The sequence below is a fragment of the Thermovibrio ammonificans HB-1 genome (genome assembly GCF_000185805.1).
GTDB classification, from domain to species: domain Bacteria; phylum Aquificota; class Aquificia; order Desulfurobacteriales; family Desulfurobacteriaceae; genus Thermovibrio; species Thermovibrio ammonificans.
On sequence record NC_014926.1, the window covers coordinates 1,403,947 to 1,429,322 of the forward strand.

29 protein-coding genes and 1 tRNA gene are annotated in these 25,376 nt (G+C 52.0%); 6 read left to right on the plus strand and 24 right to left on the minus strand.

Annotation, left to right across the window (positions count from 1 at the left end; genetic code table 11):
• Nucleotides 1–20: 20 nt before the first annotated feature.
• Both radA and THEAM_RS07235 read left to right on the plus strand, forming a co-directional pair.
• Nucleotides 21–1,322: a DNA repair protein RadA gene (gene radA, locus THEAM_RS07230; RefSeq protein WP_013538181.1), complete on the plus strand. Its 1,302-nt coding sequence runs from the start codon at nt 21–23 to the stop codon at nt 1,320–1,322.
• 82 nt (nt 1,323–1,404) lie between these two features.
• Nucleotides 1,405–2,409: a hypothetical protein gene (locus tag THEAM_RS07235; RefSeq protein ID WP_013538182.1), complete on the plus strand. Its 1,005-nt coding sequence runs from the start codon at nt 1,405–1,407 to the stop codon at nt 2,407–2,409.
• A gap of 81 nt (nt 2,410–2,490) precedes the next feature.
• Here the strand turns inward: THEAM_RS07235 and THEAM_RS07240 are convergent.
• Both THEAM_RS07240 and THEAM_RS07245 read right to left on the minus strand, forming a co-directional pair.
• Nucleotides 2,491–2,585, minus strand: a tRNA-Sec gene (locus tag THEAM_RS07240).
• Between the two features lie 12 nt (nt 2,586–2,597).
• Complete coding sequence (locus THEAM_RS07245; RefSeq protein ID WP_013538183.1) at nt 2,598–3,260, minus strand: histidinol phosphate phosphatase domain-containing protein; 663 nt, start codon at nt 3,258–3,260, stop codon at nt 2,598–2,600.
• Between the two features lie 29 nt (nt 3,261–3,289).
• On the opposite strand from THEAM_RS07245, the gene THEAM_RS07250 reads away from it, so the two are divergent.
• From THEAM_RS07250 to THEAM_RS07265, 4 genes are read left to right on the plus strand one after another with little or no spacing between them, the layout of a single operon-like run.
• Nucleotides 3,290–3,955, plus strand: coding sequence for an endonuclease III domain-containing protein (locus tag THEAM_RS07250; RefSeq protein ID WP_013538184.1), 666 nt, complete (start codon nt 3,290–3,292; stop codon nt 3,953–3,955).
• Between the two features lie 13 nt (nt 3,956–3,968).
• A complete protein-coding gene (locus tag THEAM_RS07255) occupies nt 3,969–4,994 on the plus strand; it encodes a flagellar brake protein (RefSeq protein WP_013538185.1) in 1,026 nt (341 codons plus the stop codon).
• Entirely contained in the window at nt 4,991–5,398 is a 408-nt protein-coding gene (locus THEAM_RS07260) for a hypothetical protein (protein ID WP_013538186.1), read from the plus strand. Before THEAM_RS07255 ends, THEAM_RS07260 begins: the two co-directional genes overlap by 4 nt.
• Complete coding sequence (locus THEAM_RS07265; protein WP_013538187.1) at nt 5,352–5,870, plus strand: MotE family protein; 519 nt, start codon at nt 5,352–5,354, stop codon at nt 5,868–5,870. Before THEAM_RS07260 ends, THEAM_RS07265 begins: the two co-directional genes overlap by 47 nt.
• Here the strand turns inward: THEAM_RS07265 and flhB are convergent.
• The 22 genes from flhB to THEAM_RS07370 all read right to left on the minus strand — a co-directional run bounded on the left by flhB (nt 5,797) and on the right by THEAM_RS07370 (nt 25,368).
• A complete protein-coding gene (gene flhB, locus THEAM_RS07270; protein WP_013538188.1) occupies nt 5,797–6,840 on the minus strand; it encodes a flagellar biosynthesis protein FlhB in 1,044 nt (347 codons plus the stop codon). The two genes, THEAM_RS07265 and flhB, sit on opposite strands and share 74 nt — an antisense overlap.
• On the minus strand, nt 6,833–7,612 hold the full coding sequence (locus tag THEAM_RS07275; RefSeq protein WP_013538189.1) for a flagellar biosynthetic protein FliR: 780 nt from the start codon (nt 7,610–7,612) through the stop codon (nt 6,833–6,835). Before THEAM_RS07275 ends, flhB begins: the two co-directional genes overlap by 8 nt.
• A complete protein-coding gene (fliQ, locus tag THEAM_RS07280) occupies nt 7,609–7,878 on the minus strand; it encodes a flagellar biosynthesis protein FliQ (protein WP_013538190.1) in 270 nt (89 codons plus the stop codon). Before fliQ ends, THEAM_RS07275 begins: the two co-directional genes overlap by 4 nt.
• Nucleotides 7,875–8,585 (minus strand): flagellar type III secretion system pore protein FliP, encoded by a 711-nt coding sequence (gene fliP / locus THEAM_RS07285; protein ID WP_041439535.1) that lies wholly within the window; start codon nt 8,583–8,585, stop codon nt 7,875–7,877. Before fliP ends, fliQ begins: the two co-directional genes overlap by 4 nt.
• Nucleotides 8,497–8,700 (minus strand): hypothetical protein, encoded by a 204-nt coding sequence (locus THEAM_RS09865; protein WP_425478109.1) that lies wholly within the window; start codon nt 8,698–8,700, stop codon nt 8,497–8,499. The genes fliP and THEAM_RS09865 overlap by 89 nt, the downstream gene beginning before the upstream one ends.
• Nucleotides 8,701–8,824: 124 nt before the next feature.
• The gene (locus THEAM_RS07290) at nt 8,825–9,076 is read right to left on the minus strand and encodes a FliM/FliN family flagellar motor switch protein (protein WP_013538192.1); all 252 of its coding nucleotides are present in this window, start codon (nt 9,074–9,076) and stop codon (nt 8,825–8,827) included.
• A 3-nt stretch (nt 9,077–9,079) separates the two neighbouring features.
• Nucleotides 9,080–9,592 carry a flagellar basal body-associated FliL family protein gene (locus THEAM_RS07295; protein ID WP_013538193.1) on the minus strand — a complete coding sequence of 171 codons (513 nt, stop codon included), beginning with the start codon at nt 9,590–9,592 and terminating at the stop codon, nt 9,080–9,082.
• 11 nt (nt 9,593–9,603) lie between these two features.
• Complete coding sequence (locus THEAM_RS07300; RefSeq protein ID WP_013538194.1) at nt 9,604–11,172, minus strand: flagellar hook protein FlgE; 1,569 nt, start codon at nt 11,170–11,172, stop codon at nt 9,604–9,606.
• A 2-nt stretch (nt 11,173–11,174) separates the two neighbouring features.
• Nucleotides 11,175–11,831 (minus strand): flagellar hook assembly protein FlgD, encoded by a 657-nt coding sequence (locus THEAM_RS07305; RefSeq protein WP_013538195.1) that lies wholly within the window; start codon nt 11,829–11,831, stop codon nt 11,175–11,177.
• On the minus strand, nt 11,794–13,134 hold the full coding sequence (locus tag THEAM_RS07310) for a FliI/YscN family ATPase (protein WP_013538196.1): 1,341 nt from the start codon (nt 13,132–13,134) through the stop codon (nt 11,794–11,796). Before THEAM_RS07310 ends, THEAM_RS07305 begins: the two co-directional genes overlap by 38 nt.
• On the minus strand, nt 13,094–13,735 hold the full coding sequence (locus tag THEAM_RS07315; protein WP_013538197.1) for a FliH/SctL family protein: 642 nt from the start codon (nt 13,733–13,735) through the stop codon (nt 13,094–13,096). The genes THEAM_RS07310 and THEAM_RS07315 overlap by 41 nt, the downstream gene beginning before the upstream one ends.
• The gene (gene fliF / locus THEAM_RS07320) at nt 13,732–15,330 is read right to left on the minus strand and encodes a flagellar basal-body MS-ring/collar protein FliF (protein WP_013538198.1); all 1,599 of its coding nucleotides are present in this window, start codon (nt 15,328–15,330) and stop codon (nt 13,732–13,734) included. Before fliF ends, THEAM_RS07315 begins: the two co-directional genes overlap by 4 nt.
• Before the next feature lie 12 nt (nt 15,331–15,342).
• A complete protein-coding gene (fliE, locus tag THEAM_RS07325) occupies nt 15,343–15,627 on the minus strand; it encodes a flagellar hook-basal body complex protein FliE (RefSeq protein WP_013538199.1) in 285 nt (94 codons plus the stop codon).
• 11 nt (nt 15,628–15,638) lie between these two features.
• Nucleotides 15,639–16,046 (minus strand): flagellar basal body rod protein FlgC, encoded by a 408-nt coding sequence (flgC, locus tag THEAM_RS07330; protein WP_013538200.1) that lies wholly within the window; start codon nt 16,044–16,046, stop codon nt 15,639–15,641.
• A 2-nt stretch (nt 16,047–16,048) separates the two neighbouring features.
• Complete coding sequence (flgB, locus tag THEAM_RS07335; RefSeq protein ID WP_013538201.1) at nt 16,049–16,423, minus strand: flagellar basal body rod protein FlgB; 375 nt, start codon at nt 16,421–16,423, stop codon at nt 16,049–16,051.
• Nucleotides 16,389–18,341, minus strand: a complete 1,953-nt coding sequence (locus THEAM_RS07340) for a tetratricopeptide repeat protein (RefSeq protein WP_013538202.1) — start codon at nt 18,339–18,341, stop codon at nt 16,389–16,391. The genes flgB and THEAM_RS07340 overlap by 35 nt, the downstream gene beginning before the upstream one ends.
• The gene (locus tag THEAM_RS07345) at nt 18,338–20,344 is read right to left on the minus strand and encodes a hypothetical protein (protein ID WP_013538203.1); all 2,007 of its coding nucleotides are present in this window, start codon (nt 20,342–20,344) and stop codon (nt 18,338–18,340) included. The genes THEAM_RS07340 and THEAM_RS07345 overlap by 4 nt, the downstream gene beginning before the upstream one ends.
• Before the next feature lie 32 nt (nt 20,345–20,376).
• On the minus strand, nt 20,377–20,988 hold the full coding sequence (locus THEAM_RS07350) for a sigma-70 family RNA polymerase sigma factor (RefSeq protein WP_013538204.1): 612 nt from the start codon (nt 20,986–20,988) through the stop codon (nt 20,377–20,379).
• Nucleotides 20,989–21,846, minus strand: coding sequence for a nucleotide-binding protein (locus THEAM_RS07355; protein ID WP_013538205.1), 858 nt, complete (start codon nt 21,844–21,846; stop codon nt 20,989–20,991). It abuts the gene before it with no gap.
• A 1-nt stretch (nt 21,847) separates the two neighbouring features.
• The gene (locus tag THEAM_RS07360) at nt 21,848–22,999 is read right to left on the minus strand and encodes a flagellar biosynthesis protein FlhF (protein WP_013538206.1); all 1,152 of its coding nucleotides are present in this window, start codon (nt 22,997–22,999) and stop codon (nt 21,848–21,850) included.
• Entirely contained in the window at nt 22,996–25,077 is a 2,082-nt protein-coding gene (flhA, locus tag THEAM_RS07365; protein ID WP_013538207.1) for a flagellar biosynthesis protein FlhA, read from the minus strand. Before flhA ends, THEAM_RS07360 begins: the two co-directional genes overlap by 4 nt.
• Nucleotides 25,078–25,368: a hypothetical protein gene (locus THEAM_RS07370; protein WP_013538208.1), complete on the minus strand. Its 291-nt coding sequence runs from the start codon at nt 25,366–25,368 to the stop codon at nt 25,078–25,080.
• Nucleotides 25,369–25,376 lie beyond the last annotated feature (8 nt).

Sequence of the window (25,376 nt, forward strand, 5' to 3'; positions counted from 1 at the left end):
GAACCCCTTTCGGAGGCGGGTTGGCCAAAAAGAGAACCGTTTTTGTCTGTCAGGAGTGCGGCTACAGGACTCCCAAGTGGGCCGGCAGGTGCCCCGAGTGCGGCAGCTGGGGCAGCTTCGTAGAGGAAGTAGAGAGCCCCAAGCCAAAGAGACAAAGGCGTTGGGTAGAGAGCGAAATCTCCGAGCCCGTTCCCATAGGAGAAGTAACGGGGAAACCGCAGGAGAGGCTCAGAACCGGCATAGAGGAGCTCGATAGGGTTCTCGGAGGGGGAATCGTAAAGGGCTCGGTCTCACTTTTCTCCGGAGAGCCGGGCGTAGGGAAATCCACCCTGCTACTCCAGGTGGCGGGGCTACTGGCCGAAAAGGGCAGGGTTCTATACGTAACAGCTGAGGAATCTCCGGAGCAGGTGGCGCTGAGAGCAAGAAGACTCGGCGTAGAGAGCAAGAACCTCTACCTACTCGCCGAGAACAACCTGGAGGCAATTGCACAGGCCGTAGAGAAGCTGAACCCCCTGTTCGCGGTTTTCGACTCCATCCAGACCCTCTACCTTCCCGAAATAGAGTCTGCAGCCGGTTCTGTATCTCAGGTTAGGGAGTCGGCGGCCTTCATAACAAACCTCTCAAAGAGAAGGAGGCTCACCTCCTTCATAGTAGGCCACGTGACAAAGGAAGGGAGCATTGCAGGCCCCAAGGTTTTGGAACACATAGTAGATGCCGTTTTCCAGTTTGAAGGGGACAGGGGCTACAACTTCAGGATTCTAAAGAGCTTAAAAAACAGGTTCGGAAGCTCGGGGGAGCTCGCCGTTTTCGAGATGACAGAGTCGGGCCTAAAAGAGGTTCCCAATCCTTCACAGTTCTTCCTGGCAGAAAGGCCTAAAGGGAAGGCGGGCTCTGTCATCTTTGCGGGAATAGAGGGGAGTAGGCCGATACTCTTAGAGGTCCAAGCCCTTGTAACGAGGGCAATATTCACAACCCCCCAGAGGAAGGCCAAGGGGATAAGCCCCAACAGGCTCTCGATAATCGTTGCAGTCCTGGAGAAGGAGCTGGGAATTCCGCTCAGGAACTTCGACGTTTTCGTAAACGTTGTGGGAGGGGTAAAGGTGGACGAGCCGGCCGTAGACCTCCCGGTTGCGGCGGCAATAGTCTCAAGTTACTTTGAGAGGCCGGTTAGGGAAGACGTTGCACTGTTTGGTGAGATTGGACTTACAGGGGAGGTAAGAAGGGTAAAGCTGGAAGAGGTGCGCGAAAAGGAAGCCAAGAAAAATAACCTCAAAACCTTTAAAAGCATCAAGACATTAAAAGATTTAACAAAACTTATTTAACATAACCCTGTAAATATTTTATCTTGACCAATGAAATTCATTATAAACACAGCAGCAAAAGAAAAAACCAGGAGGGAGAAAGATGAAAAAAAGTCTAACTCTACTAACATTGTTAGTCGCTTTAAGCAGCTGCGGAGGCGGAGGTGGAGGAAGCACTAATCTATCTAGTGAAAATACTACTGCAACCTCCGTTACATACTTAGGCGCCGCATCTCAAGGTGATCTAGCTAAATTTTCACTCAACGGGAACAGCTTAACCTATGAAGTCCAAGGTCCCGTATTTGGAGATGTCAAAGGGAACATGACTATTCAAGTAAACCAACAAAAACCCTTCTACAAGGGTGAAGTTAATGGAACGCAAGTATATATGATGTTATCCGGAAACATAGGTTTCGCAGACGTCATAATAAACGGAACAGACACTCTTCTCGTAGGACTTAGCAATATAGGTAACTTGACAGATTCTGAAATAGCAGGGAAAGATTTTGTTTATGTAGAAGTTTTAAATACTGGTGAGGTAGGCGGATACACTATCAGACTAAACTCCGACCACACTTGGACAATGTACGATTTCTCTGGAAATCTTGAGGACTCCGGTTCTTGGCAGATGACAAGTGAAAATTATGTTAACGCCACCGACAGCTACGGAAATACCTACCATGTAATAATTAAACCAGGCATTAGTAGAGCAGGTTTTATAGTTGACCTACCAAATGGCTTTGGTATCGGTTTAGAGCAAAAAGCACTTACTCAAAACGAGATAACCGGAACATACAGTTATTACTCCTACGACGTTCAATACGATGAAGACTGCTTTGGAACTGTCAAAGTTTGGTATGACAATTCAACTAATACATATAAATACTTAGCAAAAACCATTTGGTGCGACGACCCAGCAGATATAGGATACGAAGAAAATGGCACTTTAACTCCTAATTCCCCTGTTAATGGAACTTTAACTCTAACAGATCCTCAGGGCAACAAAGGATATATATTCCTTGACCCCGAGGACGGATACTTTACAGGAGTTGGGGTAGATTCAAATGGTTACATAACTGACTACATGATAGGTTCAAATAAATACTAAGCTACAAACGGCTTAATTATTATCTCAAGGGGAGAGGTAATTCCTCTCCCCTTAGTTTTTTATCTCAACTAAAGCAAAATATGGCGGAGGCGGATGGGAATCGAACCCACCACCCCGCTCCAAGCGGGGCCACCGGATTTGAAGTCCGGGGGGGACACCAGCCCCCGTCCGCCTCCAGGAGAAAATTTCTACCCTAAGCTACGGCCAGTCAAGCGTTTAACGAGCGTTTCACTGTTTACAAAGCAGGCGTCCACTTCGCTAACCGTAAGCCCGGCCCCCACTCCTACGGTAACGGCAAAGGCCCTTGTTATGAGGTCCGAGGGGGAATGGGCGTCGGTGTTTATAACCAGCTTTGCCCCCGCTTCCCTCGCAAGCCTCACAACGTGGCCGTTGGTGATGTTGTGGCCCCGCCTGGCGGTTATCTCAAGGTAAACGCCCTTTTCTGCGGCAAATTCGGCCTCCCTCTCGGTTAAGAGGCCGGGGTGGGCAAGGATGTCGGCACCCCCCTCTATGGCGGCAAGGTTGGTTCCCGGCGCAACGGGTTCAACAACGGTCTCCCCGTGAACAACCACTATAAGGGCCCCGGCGTTCCTGCACCTGTGTATGAGCTCGGGAATTGCGGCAGGCGGAACGTGGGTTATCTCTACGCCGGGAATAACAACCAGGGATGTTTCTCTGTTCAAGAGCTCGCAGGCCCTTGAAACCCTCTCTATCACGAAGTCGTAGTTTGAGTGGTCTACATGGTCGGTCAGAGCTATGGCCCTGTAGCCTTTGGCCTCTGCCCTTCTCACAAGCTCGCTGGGGATAAGCTCTCCGTCGCTGAAGATTGTGTGAGTGTGAAGGTCTATCATGGGCTGCTCTCCGGGTTTAAATTTTCGGTATGGCAGGTTTAAGTATAGCCCAACTGCTTCAAGTTCTCCTTGAGCACTTCGGCCCCCAGAACTGGTGGCCGGCAGAGACGCCGTTTGAGGTGTGCGTAGGGGCAGTGCTCACTCAAAATACAACTTGGGAGAACGCCTCAAGGGCCGTAGGAAACCTTAAGAAGGCGAACCTGTTAACCCCCGAGGCCCTGAGTTCAACCGATGAAGGAGAGCTTCAAAACCTCATAAAGCCGGCGGGCTTTTTCAGGCAGAAGGCCCGGTATCTAAAGGAGCTCTCCCGGTTTGTGGTAAGGGAAGGGGGAATAGAGGGGTTAAAGGCACAACCCCTTAAAGTTTTAAGGCCGAAGCTCTTAAACGTAAAAGGGATAGGGCCGGAAACGGCCGATTCCATACTGCTTTACGCCCTCGATAAGCCCTCCTTCGTTGTAGATAAGTACACAAAGAGGCTCCTTTACAGGCTTGGGGTTCTGGAGGGCGAGTCGGTTAGCTACAACCGGGTGAAGACCCTCGTTGAGGGGGAGATTCCGCCTACAGAGGAGCACCTAAAGGAGTATAAAGAGCTTCACGCCCTAATAGTGGAGCTCTGCAAGAGATACTGTAAAACGCGGCCGAACTGCCGAGAATGTCCATTAAGGGAGCTATGCTACAATCAACACAACCCATAATGAGGACGAGGGAGTGAGAGACCTCAGCTTTCTCCGGTTTCCTGCGGCGAAAATAGAGACGATTCTGATATTCATCCTGCTGCTTGTCAGCATAATCCTCTTTTTCATACTGGCGGGGCTTATAAGGGAGTACCTGCGAACCAAAAGGCTCAGGGAGTCGTTCTTCAAGGAGGCCCTTGAGAGGGGCCTAACGGAGAGGGAGGCGGAAATCCTCTGGACCTACTCTCAGAAGCTCGGGAGAGACCCATTCCTCACCCTCGAGTTTAAGGCTCCCTTCGAGAAAGTTGTAGACCTCTACTTAAAAACCGACCCCAATCCCGACGAGAAGCTCATCCAAGACATGCGCTCAAAGCTGGGGTTCGACTACGTTCCCTACTTCGTTCCCCTTGTGAGCACGAAAGACATAGAGCTCTTCCAGCCGGCAAAGCTCTACCTGCCCGACAACACCCGGATAGACATAGCCCTCTTCGACAAAGACGAGCGCTACATGTACTGGGCCGTTATAGAGGGAAGGCCCCACCTTGAGCCGGGCCAGAAAGTTACCGTCTCCTTCATACGGAAGGGAGACGGCATCTACAAGTTTGAAAACACCGTAGAGCGGGTGTTCACAGAGAACGGGAAGCTGGTTATCCAGATGCCCCACACCTTCGAAATGACCCGCTACCAGCGCAGGGAGTACGCAAGGGTTGAAGTTGAGCTCCCAGCCCAGGTAGGCCTCTACGACAAGGAGAAGGAGCAGGTTCGCTGGATTCCAGCAGAAATCGTTGACATCTCTGCCGGAGGCGCCAAGGTGTGCATCTCCTTAGAGGACTTACAGGAGGAGCTCCTGCCCACAACGGAGCTGATTCTGAAGTTCTCCCTCAACGGCAGGAACTACACCCTGAAGAGCTCGGTTGTAAACGTTTACCCGCGCCGCCATACAACCTGCTACGGCGTGAAGTTCGAGAAGATAAAGCCGGATGAGCAAAAGAGCATTCACGACTTTGTGAAAAAGGAGCAGCAGAAGCTCGCCCAGCTGGCCCTTAAGAACAGAGGATGAAAAAGGTAAAGCTTGTAGAGAAGCTCAAGGAAAGGGAGTTAACAGAGCTCAAGCGGAAACTCCAGCAGCTTCTTAAGGAGCTTAGCGAAACCAGGAGGGCCATCTCCGAAAGGGAGAGCAGGCTCGAAGGCCTGTTCAAGGCCGGCACCTCCCCCGCTGTGGAACTATGGCTCACCGCTCAGTTCGGCCATGAAACCCTTAAAGAGATAGAGGCGCTCAGGGCAAAAGAGGCAAAGCTCGAGAGCGAGATAGAGGCCCTAAAGGAGCAGATGGGCCTGCTGAACGCCCAGGTGAAACTACTGAAGAGCTTCAGAAAGAAAAGAGAGCTTCAGGAAACCAAGAAGGAGGAGATACTCCTTGAGAGGCTCGTTTACCAAGCTCTTAGCGGCAGCGGTGGCGGTTAACCTGGCAACCTCTACCGCCGCACTCGCCCAGAAGGCCCAGAAAGTAGAGATAGAGAAAGAGCTGAAGCGGCTCGAACAGATGAGAAAGCAGGTAAAGGTGCTCATTCAGGAGAACCGGAAGCTCCTGCAGAAAATAGAGGCAGAGCGCAAAGCCCTGGAGGAGGCCCGCAGAGAGCTCGAAAAAGAGCTCAAACAGGCCCAGAGCGAGAGGTACAAAAAGCTGGCCCAGATGTTTTCCAAAATGGACCCGGAGCTTGCCGGCCAGAAGATATCGGCCCTTCAAGACCCCAAAGAGGCCGCCCTGATTCTCTACAACATGAAGGCCAGAAAGGCGGGGGCCATACTCGACTACGTAGACCCGAAAGTGGTGAGCCAGATTGTAAAGTACCTCACAACCTTTAAAAGCGCCGCCGCCGTCTGTAAATCTTTGCAAGAATCCGGGCAACAGCTCGGTAAAACTCCTCAGGAATGAAGTCCCCCACCTCGCAGCTCTCGTAGAGGGCCCTTGCAAGGGGAGGGTTCTCCTCTACGGGAACGCCGTGTTCAAGGGCAATCTCCTTAATCTTCAGGGCAACCGAATCGACCCCCTTTGCCACAACCTTGGGGGCGTACATCTTACCCCTCTCGTACTTAAGGGCAACGGCGTAGTGCTCCGGGTTCGTTATAACAACGTCCGCTTTAGGGACTTCGGCCATCATACGGCGCATGGCAAGCTGCCGCTGTCTCTTCCTGATTTCAGACTTTATAAGCGGGTGGCCCTCGTACTGCTTCCGCTCCTCCTTTACCTCCTGCTTGCTCATCTTAAGGTTCTCCTCGTACTCCCAGCGGCGGTAGAGGAAGTCGAGGCCGGCTACGGGAACGGCTAAAAGGGCAAAGGCCACAACGAGAACAACCAGACTCTTGGCAAGGTAGTAGAGCTGAACCTCCAGTGGGAAGGAGGCGTAAGAGGTGAAGTATCGGGTAAGGTACTTTACCGCAAAGTAGCCCACGGCCGAGGCAAAACCCAGCTTCACCAGGCTTTTAACAAGCTCAAACAGGGTCTTCAGCGAAAAAAGCCGCTGGAACCCCTTAACGGGGTTTATGGGGTCGAGCTTCGGAACGAGGGGCTTAAGGGTAAAGAGAAAGCCGAACTGGACAACGTTACTCAAAACCCCCCCGACGAGTAGAACCAAGAAAACGGGGAAGGTTAAAAGGGCCAAAATCTCAAGCGAGACAAAAACGAACTGGTTCAGCTCAAGGAAGGGTAGCTCTTCAAAAGTGTAGTTAAAGAGCTTCAAAAGCTCCCTAAAGGCAAAGGGCAGGTAGAAAAAGAGGGTGACCGCAACAAGAACCAGCGAAAAGGCGATAGAGAGGTCCTGGCTCCTTAAGACCTGTCCCTCTTCACGGGCCTTCTGACGCCGCCGCGGCGTCGCCTTTTCGGTTTTTGAAGGGTCCTTAGCCACCGCCGGTTAACCTCAAAAGGGTTATAAGGTCTTCCACAAGGCGCTGAATGAGGTTCTCGCCAAATAGGACAACAACCGAAAAGCCCACAGAGAGGGCAACGAGCCCAACGAAAAGCTGCAGGGGCAGTCCCACAATAAAAACGTTAATCTGGGGAATGAGCCTGTTAACGAGGGCAAGGGCAAGGTTGGTTATGAAGAGAACCAGCAGAAAAGGGAAGGCCATCTGGAAGCCGAAGGAGAAGATTAGGCCAGCCTCCTGAAAGAGGAACTTGAAAAGGGGGCCTTTAAAACTTGCGCCTCCCGGGGGAATGAGCTTGAAGCTCTCAACCAAGGCTCCTATAAAGAGCCTGTAGGCTCCCGTGGCGAAGAAGAGGGCGTAGAAAACGTAAACGAAAAACCTACCCAGAACCGAAACCATCCCGAAGGTGGGGTCGAACATGTTAACAACGGTCAGGCCCATCAGGTAACTAATCTGGTCGGCGGCAAACAGAAAAACGGCGTAGAAGATGTAAACAACGAGAGCAAGGGAAAGGCCCAAAAGCAACTCTTTTAAAACCGCAAGGGCAAACTCAAAGAGCGTCAGGCTCCCGGGCTCAACCGTAACGAATGAAGAGACGAAAAACGAGAAGGCAAGAACCAGGACAACCCTAACCGTAAGGGGGACGTTAAGGCCCGAAATAAAGGGGAAGGCGATGAAAAGGGAGGAGAGCCGCAGGAAAACAAACAGAAAGCTCCAAAAGTGGGAGGAGAAGTAGGTGAGAAGCTCACTCATCTTACCATCTGAAGCAGAAGCTGGAAGTTCTCCTTGGTGTACTCAACCAGTTTCATAAACATCCAACCGCCGAAGATAAAAATAGCAACAAAGGCGGCGAGAATTTTGGGAATAAAGGTTAACGTCATCTCGTGAATCTGGGTGGCGGCCTGCAGAACGCTTATGGCTATACCTACAAAAAAAGTTATCAGGAGAACGGGTGCCCCAACCAACAACGCCACCTCGAGCATCTGCCTGCCGAGAAAAATTATCTGCTCAACCGTCATCGGTAGCTCACTATAATCGACTTTATTAGAAGCTCCCAGCCGCCGGAAACCACAAACAGAATGAGCTTAAAGGGCAACGAGAGCATCATAGGCGGAATCATCATCATACCCATAGACATCAGAATGCTGGCAACAAGCAGGTCTATAACCATAAAGGGCAGGAATATGACGAACACAAACTCAAAGGCCGTTTTTATCTCGCTCACCATAAAGGCGGGAACCAGCGTTACAAAGGAGACCTCCTCGGGGCCTTTGGGCCTTTCGTTCCGTATATCAAGGAAGAGCTTCAAATCCTCCTTCCTCGTGTTGTGAAGCATAAACTCCTTTAAGGGGCGAGAGGCCCTTTCCACCGCCTCAACGGCAGTTATCTGGCCGTTCAGGTAAGGCTTTAAGGCCTCTTTGTCTATCTTCTCGAAGGTGGGGGCCATCGTAAAGAAGGTGAGAAAGAGCGAAAGGGCTATAACTACTTGGTTTGGAGGAGTCTGCGGCGTTCCAAGGGCGTGCCTTAAAAGCGACAGAATGATAACGATGCGGGTGAAGCTGGTCAGCGCAATAAGGAGCGAAGGAACAACTGCAAGAAGCGTAACGAGGAAAACGAGCTTTAAAGTTATATCTAAGTTACCCAGCTTCGCCGTCAGCTCGTTGAGGGTTGCTCCCTGCGCCTGAAGGGGAAAGAGAGTCGCAGTAAGGAACACCACCTTCCTCATCGCCCCACTCTTTAAGTAGAGTCGCCCCGGAAGGGCCGTAGTGCAAAAGTAAAAGCCGTCCCCTGCACCTCAAAAGGAGGATTCCCGAGTCCTTCGTTAAAGGAACCCTCTCCACAACCGTTACGTACCGCCTGCCGGAAAAGGGAAGAGCTCCCCTGCCGAACCGCTGAACCAGCAGATAAACGGCAAAAAGCAGGGCAATAAAAGCCCCGCTTGTTATAAGGAAACGAAGCTCCTCACTATACAAGGTCAACCAACCTCAAACTGACCTTATCGTTAATCACTATAAGCTCGCCTATCCCAAACTCCTGGTCGTTCAGAGTCACCTCAAGGTAGTCGTCGAGCTTCTTATCAAGGGTGATAATGTCACCCTCCTTCAACTTCAAAACCTTAGAAAAGGGCATAACCTTCCTGCCAACAACGAGCGATATCTTCAGCTCTATATCGCTAAAACGCTCCAGCTTCTCGGTTAACTCCTTCTCAACCTCCATCACCTACCCTGTCTGGATGATAAACTCGGTGAAGTAAACGTTCTTAACGCCGCCCAGAGGCAATATGGCGTTCACCCTCTTTGCAATCTCCTCCTTCAAGAACTCTATACCCTCGGGAGTCCTTATCTCCGAAGACTTCTTAGTCAGGAGGAGAGTAGTTATGGCGTCTTTAATCTCCGGCAAACGCTTTTGAGCCTCCTGCTGAACCTTCTGGTCCTTAAGCTCAAGAACGATAGAGACCTTCAGGTAACGCTCAATATCGGGGTCTGCAAGGTTAACAACGAAAGTCCCCAGGTCAAACATCACCCCAACGTTCTCGGTGGCCTTAATCTCCTCTATTATCTTCTGGGCCTGCTTCTCCTTACTCTGGGCCTTCTTATCTAAAACGAGAAACTTATAGGCGGCACCGCCGCCACCGGCCAAAAGGAGGAGAAGAACAAGGAGAATGATGAGCTTCTTCTTACCTCCTCCCTTCTTCTCCTCCTGACCCTGCTTCTCCTTTTCCTCTTCAGCCATCTACAACCCCGTTACCTCTTGATATTCATGGTCTCTTGAAGAATCTGGTCGTCGGTGGTAATCACCCTTGCGTTCGCCTGGTAAGAGCGCTGCGCCGTTATGAGGTTTATAAACTCGTTGGCTATATCAACGTTGGACATCTCCAGCATACCGCTTCTCACCTTAGAGATAACACCTCCCGGCATTATCACCGGCGTAAAGGTCTGAACGTTGGGAACGTAAAGCCAGCTACCCTTACGAACGAGCATCTCCTTGTCCTTAAACGTAGCTATGGCAAGGCGGGCGATATCCTTTACCTTCCCGTTAGAGTAGGTAGCCTTAATAACGCCGTCCTCACTTACGGCAACAGCCATAAGGTCTCCCTTGCTGTTTCCATCCTGCTGAGCGTAGAAGATAAAGTCGGAAGCCAGCTGCCTAAGCTTCTCGTAATTAACGGCAAAAGTGAAAGGAGTTTGAGCCCCGGTATTGGGGTCGTAACCGGTTATGGTGATATCCTTGTAGTCGAGGGTAGCCGTGGCCGCAGTCGGGTTGTAAAGGTAGTCAACGGTTATAGAAGAGGAGTTGGCGTAATCCCCCTCAAGCTGAATCTCGCCGGTTGCGTAGTTAATGGTTCCCACAACGTTACCGTTCTCATCAACAAGGTTCCCTATGCCGTCGCCGTCGCCGTCTCCCTCGTCGTGGATGTTAACGGTAACGCCGTCTATCGCCTTTATGTGAACGCTGCCTATAACCGGCGGGTTGGCAAGGGTAAAGGCGCCGTTGGTTCCCGTATCCTGCTCGTTCTGGGCAAGGGAGACCTGAGTGTCGGAACCGGCAGAAACAACATTACCGTTGCTGTCAAACTTCAGAGTTACGTACTCGTAGTAGTTACCGTTACCGTCGGTTACCGGAGTAAGCGTGCCGTCTATAAGGGTGTAAACCCTCCAGGTTCCGGTATCTATCTTCTGGAAGTAGTAGGTGAGAGTATGGGGATTTCCGAGGGAGTCGTAAACAGTCTGAGAGTTCACGTAGTTGTAGGTTGTGGAGTTCGCCGGGTCGAACTGGGCGGTGATAACATCGGCCCTCGAATCAAGGTTCGAAGGCTCCTCAAAAGAGATATTCTTCGTAACTTTCGGGTCCATACTCATGGGAACCGTAATGTTACTTATGGCTCCCGCCATGTTGCCGTTATCATCGAGCATCCAGCCCTGAACCTTCATCCCTAGCATGTTTATAAGGTCGCCGTTGGCGTCGAGCCTGAACTCACCGTTCCTGGTGTAGTAGGTCAGCCCTTGGTTGTCCCTCACCATGAAGAAACCTTCGCCGTCGAGGGCAAGGTCGAGGGGATTGTTGGTGTTCATAAAGGTTCCCTGGCTGAAGTCCTTAACGGTGGCGCTTACGAAAACTCCTCCCCCGATTTCGGTGTTCACAGGCGCACCGTTCTTAAAAGTGGTGAGGCTCCTTGCAAGCAGGTCCTCGAAAACGGCCCTTTCGGCCTTGAAGCCCACGGTGTTAACGTTGGCAATGTTGTCGGATATAATGGAGAGCCAACGCTTATCTGCCGTTAACCCTGTAAAAGCCGTGTAGAAAGACTGTAACATGGCTACCCTCCTATCCCGATGATTTCATCAAGAGGTATTTCGGAAACGGCGGTTTTTATGTAAACCTTGCCGTCGTCTCCCTTAACAACGGACTGAACTAAAGCTCGTGATTCAACAGTCATATCTATAGAGTTTCCGTTTGCGTCCTTCGCCGTAACGTAAACCGTGTAGTAGCCGTCGGGTAGGTCGGGGTTGTCTATCTCAAAGGGATAAGTTCCGGCAGAGAGGTTCGTTAGCTCCTTCTCTTCAACAACGTTGCCGTTTTGGTCAAGAACCTCAACGGTAACAGAAGCGGCATCGGAAGGAAGGGTAAACGAAACATACCCCTTCCCGTTCTCTACGTAAGTCTGGTTCCCCTTGTAGAGAATCAGCTTACCTATAAAGCCGGAGGCGTAAAAGAGCGACAGGGAGTTTAAAGTGGAAACCATCTTATCGACAGAGTTTTCAAAGTCGTTGAGGGCCTCCATCTCCCTCAGCTTTACGCTGTCGTCTATGAACTGGCTTATATCCTCTGCCTGGAGGGGGTCCTGCCACTGGAGGTTGGCAAGGAGGATCTTCAAAAAGTCCTCTTTACTCATTTTTGAGTTGTCGTAGTCGGGCCCCACAACTTTAACGTTTGAATCAGTATTCAAACTGGCCGTTATTCCATCTAACGCCATGGCGACTTCCCTCCTCAAGAATTGAGTTTACCAAACTGAGTAGCTGCTCAAAACTCTCCTTTAGGTTAACCCGTTGGTTTATACCCTGCCTTATGTAACCTTCAAGCCTTGAGTGGGCCCAGATGGCAAGGTCAATCAGGGGAGAGGTGCCCTTTTTATAGAGGCCGAGCTGAATGAGGTCGCTATTTTCCCTGTAAATAGATTCAAGTTCAAAAATAACCGACTGTGCAGTAAGTATCTCTTCGGGAACTATCTGGGGGGTAAGCCTGCTGATGCTCTTTAAAACATCTACCGCAGGGAAGAGGCGCCTGTTTGCCATCTCCCTCGACAGAACTATATGACCGTCTAAAAGACCGACGGCGGCATCTGCAACGGGGTCGAGGGAGATGTCGTCTCCCTCCACCAAAACCGTAAATATCCCGGTAATACTGCCGCCCGAGCCGAAGTTCCCGGCCCTCTCAACGAGCCTTGCCATGGCAGAGAAAACCGAAGGGGTGTAGCCCTTTGAAGTGGGCGGCTCCCCAACAGAAAGCCCGATTTCCCTCTGGGCCATTGCAAAGCGGGTAAGGGAGTCGAGCAAAAGCAGAACTTTCTTACCCCGGGCGGAGAAGTACTCGGCAACTGCAAAAGCGGCATAAGCGGCCCTCACCTTTGCAAGGGGAGGCATATCGGAAGTCGCAACAACCACAACCGAGCGGTTTATGCCGTCACCGAGGGCATCCTCCAAGAACTCCCTTACCTCCCTTCCCCGCTCACCGATGAGGGCAACTACGGTAACGTCTGCCTCGGTGTAGCGGGCAACCATTCCCAGCAGGGTACTCTTGCCAACCCCGGCACCCGCAAACACCCCGAGTCTTTGCCCCCTGCCTACGGTGAGCAGGCCGTTTATCACTCTGATGCCCAAATCAAGGGGCTCCCTTATCCTCTCCCGCTCCATAGGGTTAACCGGGTCGGGTTTCAGGGGAACGAAGTCGGTCGGGGTGAATTCTTTCCCGTTTAAAACCTTACCGAAGGGGTCTATAACCGCACCAAGCAGCTCGTCCGACACCCCCAGTTTCAGCCCCGAGAGCTTCACCTCAACGGGGTTACCCGTGGTTATACCGTCTGTATCGCTGTAGGCCATAAGCAGGGCCTTACCCTCTTTAAACCCAACAACTTCCGCAGGAAGCTTTCCGTCAACCGTGCAGAAGTCCCCTATACAGACGCCGGGGAGCTTCGCCTCTATAACCTCCCCCTTAACGCCGGTAACCTGCCCCACAACCTTATACCTGGGCAGCCTTCTTAGCCTCTCTTTTAAGCTCATCTCTCACCAAGTTAATCTTTTCCCGGAGGGAGGACTCAACGGTGAACTCTTTAAACTTCACTCTAAAGTCGTTATCGCCGAGCTCGGGGTTCACTTTAACGAACTCGCCGGTAACGTGCTCGGCAAGCCCCTTACCTACTTCAACGGTAAGGAGGGGCTCATCTTTAAATTCCTCAAGTAGCTCCTGAAGTTTCTCTTTAACGAAGGGAGCGTTTGAAGGGTCGATGTAGAGGAAACTTAAAAGCTCAACAAGGGCCTCCGAAACGGCCTCGAGGAAGTTATTCTGAACCTGAGAGAGGGAGCCGTTGAGCTCCTCAACTAACGAATCAATATTCACAGAGAGGGAAGAGAGCCTCTCCTCGTAAGAGCGTTTTACCTGGTTAAGCTCCTTTGAAAACCGCTTCTCAAGCTCTGCAGAGGCCTTCTTCACCCCCTCTTCAAACCCCTTGCGGTAAGCCTCCCGACGCACCCTCTCCAGCTCCTTCTGGAACTGCTCCCTTAGGGCAAGAAGCTGCTTCTGGTAAAAGGCCTCCTTATCCTCCTCCTCTTTAGAGGCCTGAATGCACTCAACGAGGGGTGTAAAGTCCTCAAGGTCTATCATCTCAGCCCCTCTTCTCTCATCCACTTGGTTATAACGTTACTGATTAAGTCGGGGTAGTCCTTGGCCACTTCAACTATTTTTAAATATATGGGGTCGCTCTCAAGGTTAATCTCCTCAATCTCCTCCTTCCGTGCGGCAAGCCCCTCTTCAAGCGACTGGGCAAGGGTCTCTCCGGGCTGAAGGCCGGCGGGAGGAGCCTCGGCCTTGGGCTTCTTCAACAGCTTCATAAGAAGCAATCCCAGTAGAACGGCAACCAGCGCCCCTACGCCGGCAGCATACTGCCACGGAAAGCCCTTCTCCTCTTTGGGCTTGTTTCCGGCAAGGAGCTGGGTCTCAAAAGGCACGCTCGCAACGGTAACCCTATCGCCCCTCTTGGGGTCGTAGCCGATTACGCTCTTAACAATCTCCTCGTAGGTTTTAATCTCCTGAGGGGAGCGGGGAACGAACTTGTACTCAACGGTCCCTTTGGGGCCTTTAACTTTCTCGTACCTGCCGTCTACTAAAACTCCTACCGTAATCCTCTTTATCCTGAAAACGGGCGTAACGGAGCGCTCAATCGTTTTAGAAACGTCGTAGTTGGTGGTAACGTCTTTCTTCTCTTTCTGAACCACCTTGGCGTTCGGGCCGAAGTTAACAACGGGCGGAACGTTTGTGGTGGTACCGGGAGCCCCTTGGGGCTGCTTCTGGGTGGCAACCTCCTTCTCCTGCACTTTTCTCTGGCTAACAACGGCGGTCATGTCGGGGTCGTATATCTCTTTCTGGGTCTCAACTTTGCCGGTCTCTACCTCAACAGAGGCCCTAACCACAACTTTTCCGCCCCCGAGCACCTGAGAGAGCATACTCTCCACTTTCCGCTCTATGTCCCGCTCAAGCTGACGCTTAATCTTCAGCTCCTTGGAGCTTACGGCATAGGTTGAGTTGTCGCTCTCCACAAGGTCCGAAAGGACCCTGCCCCGGGTATCAACAACCGTAACGTTTTCGGGCTTTAAACCCGGAACTGCGTGGGAAACGAGGAAGATTATCGCCTTAACCTGTTCGGGGGTAAGGTCTCTACCGGGCCAGAGGTCAACGAGAACGGAGGCCTTAGGCTCCTGCTCGGGCCTTACGAATATGGAGTCTTTGGGGAGGGCTATATTTACCTTTGCGCTCCTCACCGCGTCGAGCTGCTCTATGGTCCGCTCCAGCTCCCCTTCAAGGGCCCTCAGGTACTCAACGTTCTGCTGAAACTGGGTGATTCCCAGTTTGGGCTTGTCGAAAATCTCAAAGCCCACAACTTTTCCGTGGGGAAGCCCCTTGGCTGCAAGCTGAAGCCTGACCTCGTAAACTTTATCCTTCGGAACGAGGATTATGGAGCCGTCCCCTTCTACTTTGTAGGGAATCTTCTCCTGCTGTAAAACGGTGAGGATTTCGCCTGCGTCGTCGGGGCTCAAGTGGGTGTAGAGAACGGCGTACTCCTGGTTGGAGTAGCTCCTTACGAGAACCAAGGAGAGGAAAACGACAAGGGTGAGGGCCCCGAGAACGAGGACAATGTTCCGGGGGTTTGCCTTCTCCCTTAAAAAGGCCGTCAGTTTATCCGAAAGCTCCCTAAGCTCCAATTAACTACCCCTTTAGACCTGCATTCTCATTATTTCTTGGTAGCTCTCAAGGGCCTTGTTCCTGAGCTCCACAAGGAGCCTTAAGGATAGGTCGGCTTTCTCTATTGTCAGGACCGCCTCTTCAAGGTTTTTCACCTCGCCCCGGGAGAGGGCCTTCTCCACCTCCCTGGCCTTCAGTTGGTCGGCGTTTACAGAGGCTATGAAGTTGGTGAGAAGCTCTTCAAAACCGGAGCTTTCTTGTTTTTTCTCCCTTGAAAGGGGAAGGAGGTTAAAGGAGCTGTTGAACTCTACCTTCATGACACCCCCTTTTAGGCTTTAAGGATATCTATGGTGTTCACTATCATGTTCTTCCTTGTGTTAAAGGCCGTAAGGTTGGCCTCGTAGCTTCTCATGGCCGATATCATATCCACCATCTCCCTCAGAGGGTCCACGTTGGGCAGGGTAACGTAGCCGTCGGGGCCTGCAAGGGGGTTCGAGGGGTCGTAGATTTTTCTAAAGGGCGAAGGGTCCTCCACTATCTTCTTCACCTTTACCCGGTAAGTTTTCACGCCGTTGACTTCATCTAAAACGGCCTCGAATATCGGAACCCTCCTCCGGTAGGGTTGGCCGTTGTCGTCTACCGAGTTGGCGTTTGCAAGGTTGCTTGCGGCAACGTCCATACGAACCCGCTGGGCAAGCATTCCGGTGACCGAAACCTCAAGCCCCTTGAATATCACGGCTACCTCCCTGTAATGGCGAGCTTCAGCTTACCTATCTCTTTCTTTATGGCTTCGTCTAAGAGCTTCGTCATAAGGGCCGTTTCGGCAAGCTTGGCAAGCTCCTTGGTAACGTTAACCTTGTTGCCGTCGTAGCCGGTAACGTCGTTGAGAACCACCTCTTTGAAGGGCCGAGAGGGCTCGGTAGGGTCCATGTGCTTGGGAGAGGTTCTCTTTAAGTGGAGCTGGTTTTGAAGCTCCTGTTCAAAAACCAAGTCCCGCGGCCTGTAAAACGGCGTATCGGCATTGGCTATGTTGCCCTGAATAACAACGGCCCGCTGGTAGAAGTAGTTCGCTCCCTCCTCAAGGCTTTTTAACGCCTGAGAGAACAGCTCCATCTCTCAACTCCTCCTCAAGCAGAGAGTCGTCATAAACCGCCTTTGCAAGGGTAGAGAGGGAATCTACACACCCCTTTATGGCCTTCACCTCTTTAGAAGCCTCGTTAAGCAGACCGAGCCTTACGGCTGCAATTGTGTAGTAGCTCCCGACAACGCAGTCGTTCACCCCCGCCTTTAAAAGGGCGGAAGCCACCTTATAGAGGACGGCGTAATCTTCCCTTTCAAGGGCACTTTCCATAAGTCTATCGACAGCCGCCCTCACAACCAGCTCCTTCTTGTATTTTCTTACGAGCTCTTTCTGAGCTTCCCGGAACTTCTGAAACGCTGATTCAATATTACCACTTTTAGAGAGGTAGTAAATGGCAAGTGAAGTAGATTCTAAACCCTTTATGGGACACTCCTGCACGAACTTACTGGGCTCTATACCCTTCACCGGAATAAACAGGGCCAGCTTTAAAAGGAGGCGCCTGTAGTCGCAGGAGTTTTTATTTTTAACTTTCTTTAAAACTTTCAGGGCACCCCGGAAGTCCCTATCCTCAAAGAGGGCCTCGGCCATCATAAGGAGGCTTGCGTCGTCGTGCCAGCGGGAAACCATGTACTTAAAAAGCTCCACCCTCAACCGGCGCATGTTACAGGCTTTAAGGTCGCTGGCAAACTTTAAAAGCACCCTTTTACCGAAGAGCTCCTGGAAAAACCGCGGGTTGGAGCGGTAGAGCTGACACCCCTTCTTGTAGGGGAGCTTCAGCAGGTAAGGGGTCCAGAGATACCTTAGGAACTCCCTCTGTTCGTACTTCACCTCCTCGGGGAAAACGAGCGACACCTCCCAGGTTAGCCGCTTAAAAACGGTTTCCGGTGAGCCGAGGTTAAAAACGAGGTAACCCAGGTCTGCAAGTGCGTAAATCCCCACGTAAGTTGTCCTGTAGTTAACGAGAACTTGGGCAACGTACTTAACAGGGTCTTTAAAGGCGGGGTCCTTGGAGAGCATGGCCCTGTACTTAACAACCGGATTCTTCAAAAGCGGAATTATCTTCAGCCTTGCAACTATCGCCTCCTGAGAGTTAGGGTAGTCGCTTATAACGGTGTAGTAGTAAACAAAGGCGAGCTTCAGATTTTTGCGGCGAAGCTCTATATCGCCGAGCCTCAGGTAGGCCTTCCTTATGACTTCCGGGTCCCGGGTTAGGCTAACTATCCGCTGAAAGAGCTGCTCTGCAAGGTTCAAGTTGCCGAGCCTGTAGATATCCTCGGCAACAAGGAAGTAGTATTCCGGGTTGTCTATCAGATAGGACTCGTAGAGCTTGTAGAGCCTGAAGAAGTAGGGAAGCGCCTCTCTGTACTTACCCTGGGAGAAGAGAACAAGCCCCCTAACGAACTCAACTTCCCGCTCCTGCTGGGGGGTGAGCTTGGCGGTGCTTATGAGTATGTAGTACTCATCTACGATATCGGGCCTCCGAACCCAAACGGCGGTTCTCACTATGCCTATAGTGGTCTCTATCCTCTGCTGCTCGGTTTTCGCCGCAAGGAAGGCCACCCTATAGAGGGCAAGGGCCTGCTCGTAAAAGGAGAGGGACTCGTAGATTTGGGCCCGAAGGTAGTAGTAGTCCCAGGGGAGCTTGTGGTTACCAACGGCTATAAAGTAGAGCTCAAGGTAGTTAAGGGCCTGCCAAAGGTACTGCTTGTTCCCGAGTTTCTTCCCTATGGCGTAGTAGGTTTTCGCAAGCATAAAGAGGGCCTTCTTGTAGTACTTGCTCCCGGGCTTTAAAGCCCTTATAAAGTACTCAAGGGCCGTAGAGTAAGAGCCTATCTTAAACTGCTGAAGGCCCTTCTGAAACAGCTTAGCCTCAACGTCAACTTTTACGGTGGCATACGAGTTTACTGCTAAAAAGAGAACAACCAGCAAAGCGGCAAAGAGCTTCCTCAAACCTTTAACTCCACCGTCTCCCTTTGGGTTTTCTTAGGCGATGTTCCGTAAACCTTCCCCTTACCCCTCAGAACTATTCTCCCCGGAACGAAACCGGAGCTCTCTATAACCTCCCGAACCTCGTCAAGTATTGCGGGCGTAACTGTGAAGTGGTCTCCGAGCTGCAGGTTAAGGTTGAAAACCTTCCTAACAACCGAAACCGCCATTTTAAGGCCCGTATCGGCAAAGCTGAAAGAGAGCTGAAAGGGCGCACCGTGGGCCTGAGGCTCTCCGAACCGCTGCTCCCCCTGGTGCGACGGGGAGCCAAAAGCCTGAGAGCCGGAGTCACCTCCGGAAAAGGTAGCGGCGGTTAAAAGGGTTCCCGAGTAAAGGGGCGCACTGAAAAAGGCCCCCGAAGGGCCTAAGTGGTTTTCGTGTAGCGGTTTAACCGGCAGCTGAACCGTTTGGTCGGCAACATCGGCTTGAGCCAAGTTAACCTGGCCAAGGGGCTGAACCTCGGTAGGCCGGTGGAAAAAGGTGGAGAAGGGGGGCCGTCCGGACTTCTTAGAAACCACCGCCGGGAGCGACTTCCTCCCTTCTCCGAAGGAGGTAGGCCGTAAAGGCCCGCTAAACCGAAAGGCCTGAGGGGGCGAATGGTCGGTCAAGTTGGCTCTATCAGCATGAGGAAAAGGGGCAGAAAACTTCTGCCGGTGAAAGGCCCAAACGGGCCGCTCCGTTTGCGGCTCTAAGGGCTGCTCCGGTGCAGCGTAACCGGCGTTGTAGTGCTCAAGCTTTAAACTCTCCTGCCCGGCCTTTAAGGCCGGAAGAGAGGGGGAATCTACTCGGCCGGAAGGAGGCCGGAGGTGTTCCCGCTTCAAAACTCCGATTCTATATAAACTCTCTAAGTTTTCCCATCTCTGAGAGGGAAAAGGGTTCTGCCGGTCAGAGGGTTTCAGCTTCTCCTCTTTTAAAGAGGCCTCTGCCACAGAAGGATAACGGCCAGAGAGCTCACGGGTAGTTTGGGGCTTCCTCGGCCTAACCTCCGCTCTTACTACTGAATCATTATTCTTGACGGGGACAGGGCGAGGATGGGAAGCTCTCACCTCTTCTGGCTTTCTCACCTGAAGCTGGGGAGGCTCTATCGGAAGCTCCCGGCCAGAATCTCGTTCTTTAAGGCTTTCCCCCGAATTACGCTTAAGAGCCACCTGGCCCTCGCCTCCCCCTTGCAGAAAGGGGGCAGCTCCGTGGCCGGGAGCCTTTGCAGGCCCGTAAGAGTTGTGGGGAAGGAAGTTCCCGCGGGGGGCGGGAAGCTCTCCTTCTCCGTGGGGGGCGCAAGCGTTTCCTTTTAGAAGCTCCTTAACGTTAACTCCGGCCGCCAAAACCTCCGGGGCAAAAGCAGCAGCCGGAGCGGGAAGAAGGCTTTTATTTACAAAACGGTTAGAAACGGCCTTCTTACCGAGCTCTGTTTCTTTAGCGTTTTTAACTCCATCCTCTACAACACCTCGGCGGGCAAGCTCACCGGTTTTGCTTCCCGACTTAGCGGCAATAAAGGGCTGTTCGGCAGAGTTACCTCTAATAACCCCAGAAGCGGAAGGTAAACCTGAGTTGCCGTAAAGGGGCCTCTCAACAGGCCCTTTGCTTGGTTTTAAGGCTTCAGGTTCAGTCGCCTTAAAGGAGGATAGAAACGCAGTTTTTAAAAGCCCCTCCTCTCTAACAAAAGCGCCTAAAGGGATAGCAGGCTGCCTTAGGCCAGGCGCCTTTTTAACGGGAACTTTGGCAACATCGGGCCTTCTCTCAAGTTCCGGTTTAGAGGAAATTAAAGGGGTGGGAAGCTCTCCATCGAACAACCCGGCAGGCTCTCCTTTAAGGAAAAGGGGAAAGGGAGCACTCTCAAACTCCTTAAGGAGCAGTTCAAACTCCACCTTAGAGCTGCCGAGTGGGGCAGATTCCGAGCCGCCGCTCGGCCGCAAGCTACGCTGAACGCCTTTTACCCCTATCCCAAAGAGGAGGGCCAACAGGTCCATCCCTTCTCCACGATTGATTCACTATTCAATTATTATAGTGAATCCTCAAGGAATTTCCTCAACTTCTTAAGGGCACTGCTCTTTATCTGGGAGACCCGGGAGACAGAAATTCCCAGTATCTCGCCTATAGACTTAAGGTCGAGCTCCTCTACGAAGATAAGCTGCAGAACGAGCTGCTCCTTTTCGCTCAGCTTCTTTATGGCCTCTGTAAGTTTTTCCTTGGCATCCTCAAGGAGCATACGCTCCTCGGGACCATCATCGGGGGAGGCAAGGGTGTCTTTAACGGTGAACCTGTCGGAGTCGGCAAAGAGCTTTTCCTCTATAGAGATAAATGAAGCCACTCCCTCCTTAAGGTCGTCGAGGTCGCCGTTTTTTACCTTTTCCCTAACGCTACGGGGCAGAAAGTCGAGCTTCCGCAGGTAGTCCAGTATCTCTCCCCTTATCTTTATGTAGGCGTAGGTTGAGAACTTGGCCCTGTTCTCGTCGTAACGCTCTATCGCCTTTATCAGGCCTATAACGCCGGTATTTACAAGCTCTTCAAACTCAACCGCTCCCTCCGGAATGCGCCTGTAGATACGGTTCGCAACCTTCTTAACGAGGGGAAGGTGCTCAAGAACGAGCTCTTTCCGCGTCTTTGTGTACATCTACACCCCTTCAAATATGAAGTTAAGGAGCCTGCGCAGCAGTCCCTCTCTCCTTTCAGTGGGGATTAACTCCCCCACCTCAAGCTGGGCAACTTTCCGGAGCTCCTGAGAGAACGGGTCCGAAGGGAACTCCTCAACCAAGAGCTTCCCCCTGGCAAGGCTCCTTGAAAACCGCTCAGAGTAGGGAACCACACCTGCAAACTTCAAAGGTATGCCCAAAAACTTAACGGCCGAAGCGTTGAGCCTCTCAAAGGTATCAAAGCCTTCCCTCTTACTCCTAACCATGTTCACAACAACCTTAAAGCTGGCGTAGCCGTAGAGCTTATAAACGCTCTTTATGAAAGCGTAGGCATCGGTAAGGGCCGTGGGCTCCGGAGTTGTCACAACGTAGGTTGCAGAAGCCCACCTGGAGAAACCTACCGTATACCTGTTTATCCCGGCAGAGTTGTCTATAAGAACGTAATCGTAACGGCCAAGCAGCCTCTCAAGCTGTATCAGAAGGTTCGACGCCTCGTAGGAGTCGAGTTCCTCAACAGAGTCTATCCCCGAAAAACCCAAAACCACATCGAAACCCTTAGCCTTCTGAATCACCTGCTCTATCGGTGCCCCCTTAAGAACCGCTTTAAGGTTCTTCTCAAGAGAGAGCCCCAAAAGCAGGTGAACGTTACCCAGGCCCACATCGGCATCGAGCAGGAGAACCCGCTTCTTAAAGTCGGTGGCGAGTATATAGGCAAGGGAGGTTGCAACGGCGGTCTTACCCACTCCCCCCTTACCGCTCACAAAGGACAGAACCTTGCAGGCCGACTCTTTCTCCCTCTGTTTAACGAGCTTTACAAGGCTTTCAGCCTGACCTTCCATTCTACGAACCCACCAGATAGTCTGTAACAACCTCGGGAGTAAGGAGCTTTATATCCTCCGGAACCCGCTGTCCGGTACTCAAGTAGGCCAAGGGGAGCTCGGTGTAGTAAGGAACGTTAACCATCACTCCCGGCCTTGAACTCTCGTCCACCTTGGTAAAGAATAGGGACGAAACCGGGAAAAACCCCCTGTAACGCTTAACAACCTCAAGGGCCTCTTTAGTATCGTAGTTACACGAAATTAAGAGCGTGTACTCTATCGGCAGAGAGGCCCCCGAGAGAATGGCCTTAATCTCGCCGAGCCGCCAGTAGTCGTAGTGGCTCCGCCCCACAGTATCTATAAGAACCACGTCAAGGTTCTCTACGCTTGCGAGAATCTCCTTAAACTTCTTCTGGTCGGTTGCCACGAAAAAGGGAACGTTGAGAATAGAAGCGTAAACCCTCGCCTGTTGAACCGCCCCTACTTTAAAAGTATCGGTTGTAATAACACCCACTTTAAGGTCCTGCTCTATCACGAACTTACTGGCAACCTTAAAGAGGTTGGTGGTCTTCCCGACGCCGGTAGGCCCCAAAAAGGCGATGAGCTTCGGCTCACCGCTCTGGGGCTCAACTTTGAACCCTCCGGTAAAGGAGATAAGCTCCTTTACCCCGGAAAACACAGCCTCCCGAAAGGTGGCCGTATTCAAATCCATCTTCTCGGTCTCTATATCGAGCCCGCACGACTTCTCCACTATCGCCTTGGCAACCTCCGGCTCAACCCCCTTCTCCAGGAGCTTCTTAACGAGCTCAAGGGCATCGCCCGTAAACTCAACGAGAAGCTCCTCAAAAACAACCGAACTCCCCCCATCCCCACGGGGAGGCGGCGGTGGAGGAGGAGCACTGGAAGCTGCCTTAGAAACACTCTCCTTCAAACTCTCAACCAGTCTCCTGAGCTCTTCAAGCTCTTTGGTTACCTGCTCCTGCTGAACCGAAGGCTGCCGACACTCCTCCTCCTTCGGAGTAACAAAGAGCCTGTAACGCCTCTTCCTGAAGAAGGGCAATAGCCCTCCCCTCTTCTCAACCTCGTAGTAGAGGATATCTATCTCCCCGAGCTCCTCCTTAGCCTTCTCTATAAGGCTTTCAAGGTCTTCACCTTCGTAAACCTTTACACTCATTCTCCGTCCACCACTCCGATTAGGTTAACTTGAACGCCCGGCTCCACCTCGGCGTAAGAGAGAACCGCAAGGCTGGGAAGGTAAGGCTCAACCAACCTCCTCACGTAGGGCCTTACGGCAGGGGAAGTAAGTAGAACCGGCGTAAGCTGCTGAGATACAAAGTGCCCCAGCTGAGAGCCGATTTTCTTAATCAAGTTCTGAACGAAAACCGGGTCAAGGGGCGGCAGAACCCCGCCGTTCTCCTTAACCTTACTCAGTATAAACTCCTCCGCCTTCGGCGAGAGGGATATGGCAGTCAGCACCCCGCCCCTGGCGTAGAGGTTCGTTATGAGCCTCGAGAGAGCCTGACGAACAAACTCGGTGAGGACGTCGGGGTCCTTGGTCCTCTCAACGTTCTCAGAAAGGCTCTCTATTATCGTAAGCAGGTCTTTAACCGGGATTCCCTCCCTGAGGAGGTTCTGAATAACCTTTGTAAGAAGGCCGTAGGAGACCTGGTCGGGCACAATCTCCTTAACAATCGGGTAGAGCTTGGCGAGGTTATCAACGAGCTTCTTAACGTCTGCCCGGCTGACAACCTCGTGGGCGTGCTTCTTAATAACCTCCGACAGGTGAGTCACAATTACAGTAGGAACGTCAACAACCGTGTAGCCCAGCAGTCTTGCCCTATCCTTCTCGCTCTCATCTATCCAGAAGGCAGGAAGGCCGAAAGCCGGCTCCTTGGTAGGCTTACCCTTAAGGGGTCCCTTAACCCCTCCGGTGTCTATAGCCAGGAACTTACCGGGCTCAACCTCTCCCCTTGCAACCTCCACATCCCGCAGGAGAATCCTGTACTCGTTCGGCTTAAGCTCAAGGTTATCCCGCAGGTGAACCAGCGGTATGATAATCCCGAGCTCCTTGGCAAGCTGCTTCCTCAGGTTCTTAATCTTCTTAACAACCTCCCCTCCCTGACTCTCGTCAACGTAAGGGATGAGGGAGTAACCTATCTCGAGAGTTATAGGCTCGGGCTGAACAACGATTTCATCGGGAGACTCCTCCTCCTTGCTCTCCTTGAGGAGCTCCTTGGCCCTCTCCTGAGCTTCCTCAAGCTCCTTGGCCTGCTCGTACTTATAAACCATGTAGGCAACCGAAGCCACAAGGGCCGCCAACAGCCCGAAGGGCAGCGTGGGCATTCCGGGCACTATCCCGATAACCGCAAGGGCAAGTGCAGCCATAAAAAGGGGTTTATGGTATTTGGTGAGCTGTTTGAATATCTCGTGGCCCAGGTCGGTTTCGGCGGCCGCACGAGTAACCATAAGGCCAGCAGCGGTAGAGGTTATGAGGGAGGGTATCTGGGAAACGAGTCCGTCGCCAACGGTCAGAATCGTAAAAGTCTTTGCGGCATCGGAAAAGCTCATGTGGTGCTGGAAAACGCCTATCAGGAAGCCGCCGATAATGTTAATCAGCGTGATTATTATCCCGGCAACGGCGTCGCCCCTTATAAACTTTGAGGCACCGTCCATAGCCCCGTAGAAGTCCGCCTCCCTCGCTATCTCCTGACGACGCCTCTTGGCCTCCTCCTCATCTATAAGGCCGGCGTTAAGGTCGGCGTCTATACTCATCTGCTTACCGGGCATGGCGTCCAGAACGAAGCGGGCCGCAACTTCCGAAATCCTCTCGGTTCCCTTGGTTATAACGATGTAGTTGATAACAACGAGAATGGCAAAAACTATGATGCCCACTATGTAGTTACCGCCGACAACAAACTGGCCGAAAGCCTTAATAACCTCACCTGCGGCGTCGGGGCCTTCGTTGCCGTGGAGGAGAATCCGCCTTGTAGTTGCAACGTTCAGAGAGAGCCTGAAAAGGGTTGCAAGGAGCAGAAGGGACGGGAAAGAAGAGAGCTCAAGGGGTTTCTTCACGTAAACGGTTGTCATGAGAATAACCAGCGAGAAGGCGATGCTGAAGGTGAGGAGTATGTCAAGCAGAAAAGAGGGAATGGGAAGTATCATACTGGCGAGAATCGCCAGTATGAGGGCAACGAAAACGGCGTCGGAGTACTTATAGACCTTCTCGTAGTAGAGCGCTACCCCTTCCCTCATCTACTCCCCACCCTGTTTTGTGTAGGCCTTTACGGCTTCGGAGAAGTAGCGCTCAAGCCCTATATCTCGCTGGCTTAAAACCTCGGCTATCTCCGAAACGAAAAGGTCGGAGTAGATGCCGTAGGTGAAAGAGGTGTTAAAGAGCCCCTTCGGCATGGAGCGCTGGGCTTCCTTTAAAAACTCCCTTATAAAGTAAACCTCAAACTCCTTCACCACGTTCTTCAGCTTCCTCTCTTCCTCAAGCTGGGAGAGGTCCCAGTAAACCTTGGCAAGCTCCGCCTTCCCTACCACCGTCCCTC

Excerpts from the sequence above, each read along its gene's own strand:
- THEAM_RS07235 (WP_013538182.1), top strand. The coding sequence starts at position 1,405 with ATGAAAAAAAGTCTAACTCTACTAACATTGTTAGTCGCTTTAAGCAGC.
- THEAM_RS07245 (WP_013538183.1), bottom strand. The coding sequence starts at position 3,260 with ATGATAGACCTTCACACTCACACAATCTTCAGCGACGGAGAGCTTATC.
- THEAM_RS07250 (WP_013538184.1), top strand. The coding sequence starts at position 3,290 with ATGGCAGGTTTAAGTATAGCCCAACTGCTTCAAGTTCTCCTTGAGCAC.
- THEAM_RS07260 (WP_013538186.1), top strand. The coding sequence starts at position 4,991 with ATGAAAAAGGTAAAGCTTGTAGAGAAGCTCAAGGAAAGGGAGTTAACA.
- THEAM_RS07275 (WP_013538189.1), bottom strand. The coding sequence starts at position 7,612 with ATGAGTGAGCTTCTCACCTACTTCTCCTCCCACTTTTGGAGCTTTCTG.
- fliQ (WP_013538190.1), bottom strand. The coding sequence starts at position 7,878 with ATGACGGTTGAGCAGATAATTTTTCTCGGCAGGCAGATGCTCGAGGTG.
- fliP (WP_041439535.1), bottom strand. The coding sequence starts at position 8,585 with ATGAGGAAGGTGGTGTTCCTTACTGCGACTCTCTTTCCCCTTCAGGCG.
- THEAM_RS07290 (WP_013538192.1), bottom strand. The coding sequence starts at position 9,076 with ATGGAGGTTGAGAAGGAGTTAACCGAGAAGCTGGAGCGTTTTAGCGAT.
- THEAM_RS07295 (WP_013538193.1), bottom strand. The coding sequence starts at position 9,592 with ATGGCTGAAGAGGAAAAGGAGAAGCAGGGTCAGGAGGAGAAGAAGGGA.
- THEAM_RS07300 (WP_013538194.1), bottom strand. The coding sequence starts at position 11,172 with ATGTTACAGTCTTTCTACACGGCTTTTACAGGGTTAACGGCAGATAAG.
- THEAM_RS07305 (WP_013538195.1), bottom strand. The coding sequence starts at position 11,831 with ATGGCGTTAGATGGAATAACGGCCAGTTTGAATACTGATTCAAACGTT.
- THEAM_RS07310 (WP_013538196.1), bottom strand. The coding sequence starts at position 13,134 with ATGAGCTTAAAAGAGAGGCTAAGAAGGCTGCCCAGGTATAAGGTTGTG.
- THEAM_RS07315 (WP_013538197.1), bottom strand. The coding sequence starts at position 13,735 with ATGATAGACCTTGAGGACTTTACACCCCTCGTTGAGTGCATTCAGGCC.
- fliE (WP_013538199.1), bottom strand. The coding sequence starts at position 15,627 with ATGAAGGTAGAGTTCAACAGCTCCTTTAACCTCCTTCCCCTTTCAAGG.
- flgB (WP_013538201.1), bottom strand. The coding sequence starts at position 16,423 with ATGGAGCTGTTCTCTCAGGCGTTAAAAAGCCTTGAGGAGGGAGCGAAC.
- THEAM_RS07345 (WP_013538203.1), bottom strand. The coding sequence starts at position 20,344 with ATGGACCTGTTGGCCCTCCTCTTTGGGATAGGGGTAAAAGGCGTTCAG.
- THEAM_RS07350 (WP_013538204.1), bottom strand. The coding sequence starts at position 20,988 with ATGTACACAAAGACGCGGAAAGAGCTCGTTCTTGAGCACCTTCCCCTC.
- THEAM_RS07355 (WP_013538205.1), bottom strand. The coding sequence starts at position 21,846 with ATGGAAGGTCAGGCTGAAAGCCTTGTAAAGCTCGTTAAACAGAGGGAG.
- THEAM_RS07360 (WP_013538206.1), bottom strand. The coding sequence starts at position 22,999 with ATGAGTGTAAAGGTTTACGAAGGTGAAGACCTTGAAAGCCTTATAGAG.
- flhA (WP_013538207.1), bottom strand. The coding sequence starts at position 25,077 with ATGAGGGAAGGGGTAGCGCTCTACTACGAGAAGGTCTATAAGTACTCC.